General features: G+C 43.9%; 12 protein-coding genes and 1 pseudogene. 11 read left to right on the plus strand and 2 right to left on the minus strand.

Annotated features, from left to right (window positions below; translation table 11 throughout):
- From O9323_RS16820 to O9323_RS16830, 3 genes and pseudogenes are all read left to right on the plus strand, one after another.
- Positions 1-77, plus strand: a pseudogene (locus O9323_RS16820) (photosystem Q(B) 2 domain protein); the annotation flags it as partial.
- A 535-nt stretch (positions 78-612) separates the two neighbouring features.
- Complete coding sequence (locus O9323_RS16825) at positions 613-1563, plus strand: NAD-dependent epimerase/dehydratase family protein (RefSeq protein ID WP_002750808.1); 951 nt, start codon at positions 613-615, stop codon at positions 1561-1563.
- A gap of 50 nt (positions 1564-1613) precedes the next feature.
- On the plus strand, positions 1614-2369 hold the full coding sequence (locus O9323_RS16830; RefSeq protein WP_024970695.1) for a cobalt-precorrin-6A reductase: 756 nt from the start codon (positions 1614-1616) through the stop codon (positions 2367-2369).
- A 284-nt stretch (positions 2370-2653) separates the two neighbouring features.
- Here the strand turns inward: O9323_RS16830 and O9323_RS16835 are convergent, their stop codons facing one another.
- Positions 2654-3481, minus strand: coding sequence for a DUF3598 family protein (locus O9323_RS16835; protein ID WP_002750798.1), 828 nt, complete (start codon positions 3479-3481; stop codon positions 2654-2656).
- A gap of 37 nt (positions 3482-3518) precedes the next feature.
- Here O9323_RS16835 and panD point away from each other — a divergent pair, with 37 nt between their 5' ends.
- Together panD and O9323_RS16845 are read left to right on the plus strand one after the other, a co-directional pair.
- Positions 3519-3938: an aspartate 1-decarboxylase gene (panD, locus tag O9323_RS16840; RefSeq protein ID WP_002750797.1), complete on the plus strand. Its 420-nt coding sequence runs from the start codon at positions 3519-3521 to the stop codon at positions 3936-3938.
- A 74-nt stretch (positions 3939-4012) separates the two neighbouring features.
- Complete coding sequence (locus O9323_RS16845) at positions 4013-5200, plus strand: TRC40/GET3/ArsA family transport-energizing ATPase (RefSeq protein WP_002741890.1); 1188 nt, start codon at positions 4013-4015, stop codon at positions 5198-5200.
- A 368-nt stretch (positions 5201-5568) separates the two neighbouring features.
- On the opposite strand, the gene O9323_RS16850 is transcribed toward O9323_RS16845, so the two are convergent.
- The gene (locus tag O9323_RS16850; protein ID WP_002738864.1) at positions 5569-5898 is read right to left on the minus strand and encodes an NAD(P)H-quinone oxidoreductase subunit M; all 330 of its coding nucleotides are present in this window, start codon (positions 5896-5898) and stop codon (positions 5569-5571) included.
- A gap of 194 nt (positions 5899-6092) precedes the next feature.
- Between O9323_RS16850 and rpsO the strand changes: the two genes are divergently transcribed.
- The 6 genes from rpsO to O9323_RS16880 all read left to right on the plus strand — a co-directional run.
- Positions 6093-6362, plus strand: a complete 270-nt coding sequence (gene rpsO, locus O9323_RS16855) for a 30S ribosomal protein S15 (RefSeq protein ID WP_002741886.1) — start codon at positions 6093-6095, stop codon at positions 6360-6362.
- Between the two features lie 24 nt (positions 6363-6386).
- Positions 6387-6851: a PAM68 family protein gene (locus O9323_RS16860; protein ID WP_002738795.1), complete on the plus strand. Its 465-nt coding sequence runs from the start codon at positions 6387-6389 to the stop codon at positions 6849-6851.
- 58 nt (positions 6852-6909) lie between these two features.
- A complete protein-coding gene (gene aroF / locus O9323_RS16865; protein WP_002750796.1) occupies positions 6910-7965 on the plus strand; it encodes a 3-deoxy-7-phosphoheptulonate synthase in 1056 nt (351 codons plus the stop codon).
- Between the two features lie 64 nt (positions 7966-8029).
- Positions 8030-8683, plus strand: a complete 654-nt coding sequence (locus tag O9323_RS16870) for a Uma2 family endonuclease (RefSeq protein ID WP_288125455.1) — start codon at positions 8030-8032, stop codon at positions 8681-8683.
- A 7-nt stretch (positions 8684-8690) separates the two neighbouring features.
- On the plus strand, positions 8691-9347 hold the full coding sequence (locus O9323_RS16875; RefSeq protein ID WP_002750794.1) for a Uma2 family endonuclease: 657 nt from the start codon (positions 8691-8693) through the stop codon (positions 9345-9347).
- 162 nt (positions 9348-9509) lie between these two features.
- Positions 9510-10451 (plus strand): SUMF1/EgtB/PvdO family nonheme iron enzyme (locus O9323_RS16880; RefSeq protein WP_288125456.1); only part of this gene is annotated, 942 nt, incomplete at its 3' end.

Raw genomic sequence — 10451 nt, forward strand, 5'->3', positions numbered from 1 at the left:
CTCACAACTTCCCCTTAGACTTAGCTAGTGGTGAACAGGCTCCTGTAGCTCTGACTGCTCCTGCTATCAATGGTTAAGTTCTAGTCTGAACGAAAAGGCACTCCCGCGAGGGGGTGCTTTTTTGTTGTTAGAATTATGATAAGCGTTGCTGAATTAGGCGATGATTTGATAATTTTGGATTGATCATCCTGAAGTCTTTTTTTGGATTGTTAGAACTATCTGTAAACATTAGAGTTCTTGCATAATTAATTTTTGATAGTTTAAAAATGAGAAGAATAGGCATAAAATTGCATAAAATCCCTGAATAGAGCATTTAATTGATTAATGATCATTCTTAATTCTCCTGACTACTGATACTAAATCCAGTTATTAAAAACTGATTATTTATTCCCCTTTGCCTTTTGCCTCTCCTCATAACTAGCCTGTACTCAACGGATTTAGTATGACTACTGGCTCGTGACTCCTCACCTAAGGAAAGATTTTTGATTTTTGCAAGAGATCTAATCTATCGATTTTGATCCCTAAAAGCTGACAGCGGACGGCGGAAATTAATTGCGGTAAAAAGAACAAAAATGATTACAATCGATACAAAATATCAACGACTAGGATTAAATGGCTACTCATATTGTTACTGGTGTCGCGGGTTTTATAGGTTCTAACTTGGCACAAAAGCTTTTAGAACAAGGAGATCAGGTGATCGGTATCGATCAATTTAACGATTATTACGACCCCAGTTTAAAGCGCCAAAATGCCCATATTCTAGCCAAATATCGCGAATTTAAGTTAATAGAAGCGGATATACAAGCCCTCGACTGGAGACAACTGTTGCAAGGAGTAGAAGTATTATTCCATCAGGCAGCCCAAGCAGGAGTCAGAGCAAGCTGGGGTGATGGATTTCGTCAATATACCGAAAGGAATATAAATGCTACTCAAATTATCCTTGAGGCCGCTAAGGAAACCCCTTCTTTACAACGGATGGTTTTTGCTTCCACTTCCTCGGTGTATGGCAATGCGGAAACGATGCCGACTCCCGAAACCCTTTGTCCCCAACCAGTTTCACCCTACGGCATCACCAAATTAGCGGCAGAAAGACTCTGTTGGCTATATCACCAGAATTTTAACGTTCCCGTCACTGCCTTGCGTTATTTCACCGTTTATGGACCGCGGCAACGTCCCGATATGGCTTTCCATAAGTTTTTTCAAGCCGCGATCGCAGGTAAACCGATTGGCATCTACGGTGATGGAAAACAAACCCGCGATTTTACCTTCATTAGCGATGCTGTAGCCGCTAATTTAGCCGCTGCTGTAGTGCCGGAAGCGTTGGGTGAGGTGTTTAATATTGGTGGTGGTAGTCGCGTGGTTTTGCTGGATGTCTTGGATACCATGGAAAAAGTCATCGGTAAACCGATCGAGCGACTGCATCAAGGATTGGCCCGGGGAGATGCCCGTCACACCGCCGCCGATGTCACCAAAGCGCGTACTATTCTAGGTTATAATCCCCAAGTCTCTTTAGCCGAAGGATTAGCCCAAGAATGGCAGTGGATTCAGGGATTATATTGTTAAGTTAATTAGGGTTGGCTGAATATCAGTGGAAGCCTTTTGGCGATTGCTAGATGACTAAAAATAAAAGAGTGCTGATTTTAGGGGGAACAGGGGAAGCGGCGGTATTAGCGGCTAAAATTGCGGCAATTCCGGGTATAGATGCCATCGCTTCCTTTGCCGATCGCACGAGAGAACCGATTACTCTCACAACTCCTTCTCGTCGGGGGGGGTTTGGTGGTGCCACTGGGTTAGCCAATTATCTGCGGCAAGAAGGCATTGATTGTTTAATTGATGCCACCCATCCCTTTGCCGCACAAATTTCCTTTAATGCCGCTCAAGCCGCCTCGGATTGTGGTATTCCTCGATTAATGTTAAGTCGTCCAGCTTGGGAAAAAGTATCTGGAGATAATTGGATTGAAGTAGAAAACAATCAAGCGGCGGCGAATATTTTACCAGAGTTAGCACCGAGGATATTTCTCACTATTGGTCGGCAAGAACTGGCAAGTTATGCACATTTAAACAATATCTGGTTTTTGATGCGGATGATTGACCCTCCGGAACCAGATGCCATCGTACCGATTGGAAAATTATTATTGGAACGGGGGCCTTTTTCCTTACAGTCAGAGCGCTCTCTTTTACAAGAATATAAAATTGGGGTGATCGTGAGCAAAAATAGCGGCGGTGATGCCACTTACGCCAAAATTATCGCCGCTAGAGAGTTGGGAATAACCGTGGTCATGGTACAACGTCCACCTGTACCTGAAGGAGAAAAAGTGGCGGATGTTCAAAGTGTCCTGGCATGGTTAGAAAAAAGATGGCTCTCTTGATGAGACCTCTTGCAAAAATCAAAAATCTTCCCTTAGGTGAGGAGTAGGGGGCTAGTGTATTAGTATAATAGACTGGAACTTAATATAGCACTTTTCACATCACTAAGGTATCGACAAGTTTTGCCAACAAAGGGTTTAAGCCCCTTGCCTATGGCTCATTCTAATGAAAACTGCTATAGTAAGTAGTCATGCAAAATAAATTTTCTAGTGAAGATAGGCAAAAGGCAAGAGCTTTATCAAAATGTGTAATTAATTTTGCTTAGGTACTTATAATAGATAATAGTCTAATAGTTTTCTTTTTCCTCCGTCACCAGAGTAATACCTGTCCATTCTCCCTTCTGATCATAAGAACGAATTAGGCGCTGTCTTTGAGTAGGAGAAAGCAACCAACCCACCTCTAAAACAAAAGGATGACCAGCAGTAATTTTCAGAGGTGTATTACAGGAAGCTCCATCGGGCAGCATCAGAATTTGCACCGGCAGCTGACTATTTTCAAACAACAATCTTTGTCCCTCAATACGAGCGCTAGAAGTGATTTGATGATCACCAAAAGTCAAAGTTTGCGAGAGATAATTATCCCCCTGACGCTCGATCGAGATATGGGTAGAATAGGCAGCAGAATTATAAAAATCCCGTCCCGTTGTCACTGCTTGTCCTCGCCATTGACCCAGTAATTGCTCCACCGTTAACATCGGTCTTTCTGGTGACTGAGAATCAACTAACTTTTCCCGAATTAAAGTCAAGCGATCAAACTCACAGCGTTCATTAAATAACTGTACGATTCTTAATCGTCTTTCCCCAGAGATTAAGCCAAATTCTGCTCCGAATTGTGAGGAAAAACTACTAAAATATAGAGAACCTTGACAAAAAGCTCCCGTCTGGCTAAATAGAATACCCTGATGCAGAGAACTATACTCTAAAATTAAATCTTCCGGCGCTCGATCGCTGTAGAGACGGCGGACCAATTGACGAATCGATCGATTATTATTAATGCCTTGCAAAGATACCAAAGTCGGGGTATCTTCGATCAAGTCGCCTTGGGGAGACAGACGAGTAAAAGAACCTTGCCATTGACCGAGATTTTTTAGTAAACATTCCCACTGGGAGAGCATAATAATTGAGGTAATTGGGGGAAATAGGAAAAAATACATGGGAACAATTCGATTAATGCACGCCAAACTCCATCGAGTGCGCGTCAGCGAGGCTAACGTCGATTATGTCGGCAGTATCACTATCGATCGAGAATTGATTGAGCGGGTCGGTATTTTGCCCCTTGAAGAGGTGGATGTGGTCAATCTTAGCAATGGTAAGCGCTTTTCCACCTACGTTTTTCCTGGCCAAACCGGGGAAATTTGCCCTAACGGTGGTGCTGCGCTGCTCTGTCAACCCGGAGATATTTTGATTATCTATGCCTACGAACAACGTCCGAGGCAAGAAGTTCTCGAAAACGGTCATTTTGCCAAAGTTCTCGTCGCTGATGCCGAAAATCGCTGTCAGCAATTTTTTGAACAGAGCCTAATTCCCCGGAGTGATGGTCAGGGAGTGGAATTTTATAGCCAAGAATGCTGATTCTTGTCCCAAATTTGTTAACTTTCCCGTCATAATAAGAATAAGTAATGTAAATTTTCTTAGAATCAGCCCCCATGCGTGTAATTCTCATGACCGGTAAAGGAGGCGTGGGTAAAACCTCCGTCGCCGCCGCTACAGGACTCCGCTGCGCCGAACTTGGCTATAAAACCCTAGTTCTCAGCACCGATCCCGCTCACTCTCTCGCTGACAGTTTCGATCTCGAATTAGGTCACGATCCTCGTTTGGTACGTCCCCATCTTTGGGGAGCAGAATTAGATGCACTAATGGAGTTAGAAGGCAACTGGGGCGCAGTAAAACGTTATATTACTCAGGTATTACAAGCTAGGGGTTTAGATGGAGTGCAAGCGGAAGAATTAGCGATTTTACCCGGAATGGATGAGATTTTCGGCTTAGTTCGCATGAAACGCCACTACGATGAGGGTACTTATGATGTGTTGATTATCGATTCCGCACCCACGGGGACAGCTTTACGATTGCTGAGTTTGCCAGAGGTGGGCGGTTGGTACATGAGAAGATTTTACAAACCTTTACAGGGAATGTCGGTGGCATTGCGACCACTGGTGGAACCTTTTTTTCGACCGATCGCCGGTTTTTCCCTACCGGACAAGGAAGTTATGGACGCTCCCTACGAGTTTTATGAGCAGATCGAGGCTTTGGAAAAGGTTTTGACCGATAATACTCAAACCTCGGTACGTTTGGTGACAAACCCCGAAAAAATGGTGATTAAGGAGTCTTTACGCGCCCATGCCTATCTAAGTCTCTATAATGTTTCTACCGATTTAATTATTGCTAATCGGATTATTCCCGACAAAGTAACCGATCCTTTCTTTGCTCGTTGGAAAGAAAATCAACAGGGTTATAAACAGGAAATTTACGATAATTTTCATCCCTTACCGGTTAAGGAGGTTCCTCTCTACTCCGAAGAAATGTGTGGTTTACCCGCTTTAGAAAGACTGAAAGAAACTCTTTTTGCTGGGGAAGATCCGACTAAGGTTTATTACCAAGAAAACACCATTCGGGTAGTTCAACAGGAAAATAATTACAGTTTGGAGTTATATTTACCCGGCATACCAAAGGAACAGATACAACTAAATAAAACTGGAGACGAGTTAAATATTCGCATTGGTAATCACCGTCGTAATTTAGTTTTACCCCAAGCTTTGGCAGCCCTGAAACCTTCCGGAGCAAAAATGGAAGATGATTACCTGAAAATCTCTTTTAGCAACGTGGTAAAAGTGTAATTTCCCTAGATTGGGTGGGAAGTGGGGAGGTTTTCAGTGATCAGTAAACAGCGAACTGAAAACTCAAATCCGATCTCTGATAGCTATCTCCCCTCAACCGTCTCGACTAGGAAATTAATTTTGCACGACCACTTATCTCTTGGATTTGGTGGGTAAAATGTACTCTAAGATATATTCCCCCTAGCGCGGGGGTGGAACGAACCACAAAGACACAAAGGACACAAAGATCGATCCTATGTAAGTTAAACTTATCACACAGAACCTAGAAGAGCCATTGTTCCCTCACCCCAATTCGTGAAATTCCTCATTGCTGCGATGCAAATTCCCCACCTGCCTAGGTGTCCGGGTGGGGACTGACGCGGGATCGTTCACCCTAATTTTGGTAAACCCATACTATAGTTCTGGACTCTGGCGTTGAGATTATAGCTGATTTCGCCTTTTTGCAGGAGAGAACGGATAAAATGTTCCAGATCTGAACCGATGCGACGGAGATTATATTCGCTCAGTTCTTCCCCATTGTAGGACTCTACCAATTCATCAAACTTACTATAAACCTTATTGAGAGCCACTTCTTCCCAATTAAATTCATTATCGGGATCCACATCAAGAGTCAAAACATTGTTACTCTCGATTAATTGATTATTTTTTACTTCAGCCGTATAAATGCGAATATGACGGGTCGTGGATTTTAACAGCATGGAATCTTCAGGGTAAGTTAGACGCTATGTCTAAGATTTTGCCATGATTTGCGGCAATGGGGAATTGGGGAATTGGGGAATTGGGGAGATTGGGAAGCTGTCTCATCACCCTATCTCCCGAACAATGTTTACGGATCGACCAGAAACGTGATACTATAATAGATTGCAGTGTTTAAGCAGAGATCACGAGTCCTATGGCCTTAACCCAGACCAAAAAACAAGAACTAATCAGCCAATATCAGTCCCACGAAACCGATACAGGATCATCGGAGTTACAGGTAGCTTTCTTAACCGAGAGAATCAACCAACTGACCGAACACCTGAAAGCTAACCCAAAAGACCACGCTTCCCGTCGGGGATTACTCCAGATGATCGGTCGTCGTCGGGGACTGTTAACCTATATTCAGAAGAAAGATCAACAACGTTATCAAACCCTGATCGGTCGTCTCGGAATTCGCCGTTAAGCTTACCCCCCTTGCATCCCTACCATGGCCTCTGAATCGAAATCGACGGAGAAAAAAGAGCGTCTTCCCTTTGAGCCGCGCCAAAATAAGCGAAAAACCCCGAAAATTGCCCCTAGTCCCGTGCCACCGCCGATAAAGAATCGCTCCGAGGAAACCAGCTTAAAGGCAATTCCGCAAGCGGTCAGTCAACGGATGGCCAAACGGATGGCGGTATTTTGTGGCATTCCGACAGTATTGGGGATAACTTCCTTTTTTGGCTTCTACTGGATTATTAGCCACAATCTTCTCGAAATCCCTTCCTACGTCGCCATGCTCGTCAGTTTAAGCCTATTTGGTCTAGGTTTTATCGGTCTGAGTTATGGCATCTTCTCCGCTTCTTGGGACGAGGATCGGGTGGGGGATTGGCTAGGATGGCAAGAATTTCAAGCTAATTTTGGCAGAACGATCGCTGCTTGGCGGTCCGGCAAAAAAGAAGTGGAAGAAAAATAGATAACCTCTAGAAATCGTCAACAATAGAGATTAAAGGAAAAAATAAAGGGTTAATGCCATGATTATTGTCATGAAAGTTGGTTCCCCGGAAATTGAAATCGAGCGCGTCAGTGCCGAATTCGAGGCATGGGGATTAAGTCCCGAAAAAATCGTCGGTAAGCATAAAGTTGTCATCGGTTTAGTCGGAGAAACCAGGGAATTAGACCCCCTACAAATCCAAGAATTAAGCCCTTGGATCGAAACCGTCCTGCGAGTCGAACAACCCTTCAAACGCGCCTCTTTAGAATACCGTCACGGGGAATACAGCGAGGTTTTAGTCCCCACTCCTAACGGTGTTATCCCCATCGGCAGAAATCATACCGTTAGCATTGTCGCCGGCCCCTGTTCGGTGGAAAATGAGGCGATGATCGTGGAAACTGCCAAACGAGTGGCAGCAGCCGGAGCGCAATTCCTCCGGGGTGGTGCCTACAAACCCCGCACTTCTCCATACGCTTTCCAAGGTCACGGGGAAAGCGCTTTGGAATTACTAGCGGCGGCTAGAGATGCCAGTGGTTTGGGTATTATCACGGAAGTAATGGACGCGGCGGATCTCGATAAGATTGTCGAAATAGCCGACGTGGTGCAGGTGGGGGCCCGCAATATGCAGAATTTTTCCCTCCTGAAAAAAGTTGGGGCGCAACCGAAACCAGTCCTACTCAAGCGCGGCATGGCGGCCACTATTGAAGATTGGTTGATGGCGGCAGAATATATCCTCGCGGCAGGAAATAGCAATGTTATTCTCTGCGAACGCGGTATCCGCACCTTTGACAGTAAATATACTCGCAATACCCTAGATTTATCCTGTATTCCCGTTTTAAGAACTTTAACCCACCTGCCGATCATGATCGATCCTAGCCACGGTACGGGTAAATGGGAATATGTACCGACCATGGCCATGGCTTCCCTGGCAGCTGGGGCCGATTCCTTGATGATCGAGGTACATCCTAACCCGGCGAAGGCCCTATCTGATGGGCCGCAATCCTTGACCCCCGACCGATTCGATCGATTAACTCAGGAGTTAGCGGTCATTGGTAAGACGATCGGGCGTTGGCCCCAGGTTCCGGCACTGGTTTAATAAGATAATAAGGGGGTGAATCAACCCCCTTTTTTGGGCATAAATTTCGCTTTTCGGGGCAGTTATGGTGACAGTTCCTCTGGAGTTAAATACTGAGCAAATTAGGGGCGAAAAACGGGTAGTTTTTAATCATCTCAGTTGGTTATCCTATCGGCAAATTTTACAGGCCCTAGGGGAAAATAATCGCGCCCATTTATTTTATGATCGTGGCACTTTAGAGATTACTATGCCCCTAGAAGAACACGAGTTTTACCGAGAATTAATCGGACGTTTTATCTATTTTTTGGTGTCCGAATTGGGTTTAAAAATTAAAAGTCTGGGTTCCACAACTCTAGCTAGGGAAGATTTAGAACGAGGAGCAGAACCGGATAATGCCTACTATATTCAAAATCAAGCTAAAGTGCTAGGAAAAAGAATTAATTTAACTGAAGATCCGCCCCCAGATTTAGTGGTGGAAGTGGATATAACCCACACGGATATTAATAAATTAGCACTTTATGCCCGTTTGGGAGTGCCAGAATTATGGCGTTTTAATGGACAAATCTGGCGCATTTATCGGTTAGAAAATGGGGTTTATCAGGAAGAAGAATTTAGTCCCACTTTTCCCCTAGTTCCGAAAACTAAACTCTATGAATTTTTAGCCACTGCTAAAGAGGATGAAGTGAGGGCAGAAAAGAATTTAAGAGCATGGCTTGTTAGTCAACTAGCTGAGAGTTGAGGTAATTATGGTGACGATTCCTCTGGAGTTAAATACTGAGCAAATTAGGGGCGAAAAACGGGTAGTTTTTAATCATCTCAGTTGGTTATCCTATCGGCAAATTTTACAGGCCCTAGGGGAAAATAATCGCGCCCATCTATTTTATGATCGTGGTACTTTAGAGATTACTATGCCCCTAGAAGAACAGGAGTTTTATCGAGAATTAATTGGATTATTTATTCGGATTTTGGTGGTAGAATTGGGTTTAAAAATTAAAAGTCTGGGTTCCACAACTCTAGCTAGGGAAGATTTAGAACGAGGAGCAGAACCCGACAATGCTTACTATATTCAAAATCAAGCTAAAGTGCTAGGAAAAAGGATTAATTTAACTGAAGATCCGCCCCCAGATTTAGTGGTGGAAGTGGATATAACCCACACGGATATTAATAAATTAGCACTTTATGCCCGTTTAGGAGTGCCGGAATTATGGCGTTTTAATGGACAAATCTGGCGCATTTATCGGTTAGAAAAGGGGGTTTATCAGGAAGAAGAATTTAGTACGACTTTTCCCCTAGTTCCGAAAACTAAACTCTATGAATTTTTAGCCACTGCTAAAGAGGATGAAGTTAAAGCAGAAAAGAATTTAAGAGCATGGGTTGTCAGTCAACTAGCTAAAAATAATTAACTAGGGTTTGCTGAAAAAGTTTGTTGGTGGGGTTAGGAGCCGGTCGTCAGGAGTCAGGAGACAGGAGAATTAAGAATGAGTAATAATCAATTAAATGGTTTATTTAGAGATTTTCTGCCAGTTAATCTGGCTCTCCCCTACTTGTGGTCATAAGAAAAAGTTATGAAAAAGTCAGAGATTCAAATTTTCCTAGCTCACGCTAGTGAGGACAAACCAGCAGTTTTGGCACTGCATGAGCGCCTTAAGCAAGCGGGATATAAACCTTGGTTGGATAAAAAAGACCTGATTCCGGGTCAAATTTGGCGAGATGAAATTCCGAAAGCGATTAAAGCTAGTCAGATTTTTCTCGCCTGTCTGTCAGCGAAATCAGCTAATAAGCAGGGATACATCCAACGGGAGTTGAGGATTGCACTTGATACCTTGGGAGAGATGCTACCGGGGACAATTTTTTTTATTCCCATGAGGTTAGAAGAATGCGAAATTCCTGATCTGCGACTTGCAGAAGTTAGCTTGAATCTGCAAGATATTCACCGGCTTGATTATTGGCAAGAAGACGGATTTGAGCAACTAGAAAGAGCAATTGGCTATCAGTTCAAGCTTGAACCGGAAGAGCCAAAACAACTGTTATCAGTATTTAACTTTGAGGTGGTGGGAGTAAATGCGAAGGGTGAGCAAATCAAAAAAGAGTCGAAACAGTCCCAATATTTCAGGGAAGATCTGGGCAAAGGCATCACCTTAGAAATGGTCGCCATTCCGGGGGGAACTTTCCTGATGGGAACAGAAGATGAGGAAATCGAAAGACTGGTTAAAAAATTTAATTGGGAAGGATTTAGAAGGGAAAGACCACAACATGAAGTAACTGTCCCACCCTTCTTTATGGGTAAATACCCCATCACCCAGGCCCAGTGGAAAGCGATCGCCTCTCGCACGGATTTAAAAGTTAAACAAGACCTTGATTTCAAGCCAGCCTATTTTAAAGACCGTCCCGATAGCGATCGCCGTCCCGTGGAACAAGTCAACTGGTACGATGCGATCGAGTTCTGTGCGAGATTATCAAAACTAACGGTTCGGGAATACCGACTACCGAGTGAAGCGGAATGGGAA

The organism is Microcystis sp. LE19-131.1A, assembly GCF_027532015.1.
GTDB classification, from domain to species: domain Bacteria; phylum Cyanobacteriota; class Cyanobacteriia; order Cyanobacteriales; family Microcystaceae; genus Microcystis; species Microcystis ichthyoblabe_A.

Coding starts and splice junctions, on each gene's coding strand:
- O9323_RS16825 (WP_002750808.1), top strand. CDS start 613: ATGGCTACTCATATTGTTACTGGTGTCGCGGGTTTTATAGGTTCTAAC.
- O9323_RS16830 (WP_024970695.1), top strand. CDS start 1,614: ATGACTAAAAATAAAAGAGTGCTGATTTTAGGGGGAACAGGGGAAGCG.
- O9323_RS16835 (WP_002750798.1), bottom strand. CDS start 3,481: ATGCTCTCCCAGTGGGAATGTTTACTAAAAAATCTCGGTCAATGGCAA.
- panD (WP_002750797.1), top strand. CDS start 3,519: ATGGGAACAATTCGATTAATGCACGCCAAACTCCATCGAGTGCGCGTC.
- O9323_RS16845 (WP_002741890.1), top strand. CDS start 4,013: ATGCGTGTAATTCTCATGACCGGTAAAGGAGGCGTGGGTAAAACCTCC.
- O9323_RS16850 (WP_002738864.1), bottom strand. CDS start 5,898: ATGCTGTTAAAATCCACGACCCGTCATATTCGCATTTATACGGCTGAA.
- rpsO (WP_002741886.1), top strand. CDS start 6,093: ATGGCCTTAACCCAGACCAAAAAACAAGAACTAATCAGCCAATATCAG.
- O9323_RS16860 (WP_002738795.1), top strand. CDS start 6,387: ATGGCCTCTGAATCGAAATCGACGGAGAAAAAAGAGCGTCTTCCCTTT.
- aroF (WP_002750796.1), top strand. CDS start 6,910: ATGATTATTGTCATGAAAGTTGGTTCCCCGGAAATTGAAATCGAGCGC.
- O9323_RS16870 (WP_288125455.1), top strand. CDS start 8,030: ATGGTGACAGTTCCTCTGGAGTTAAATACTGAGCAAATTAGGGGCGAA.
- O9323_RS16875 (WP_002750794.1), top strand. CDS start 8,691: ATGGTGACGATTCCTCTGGAGTTAAATACTGAGCAAATTAGGGGCGAA.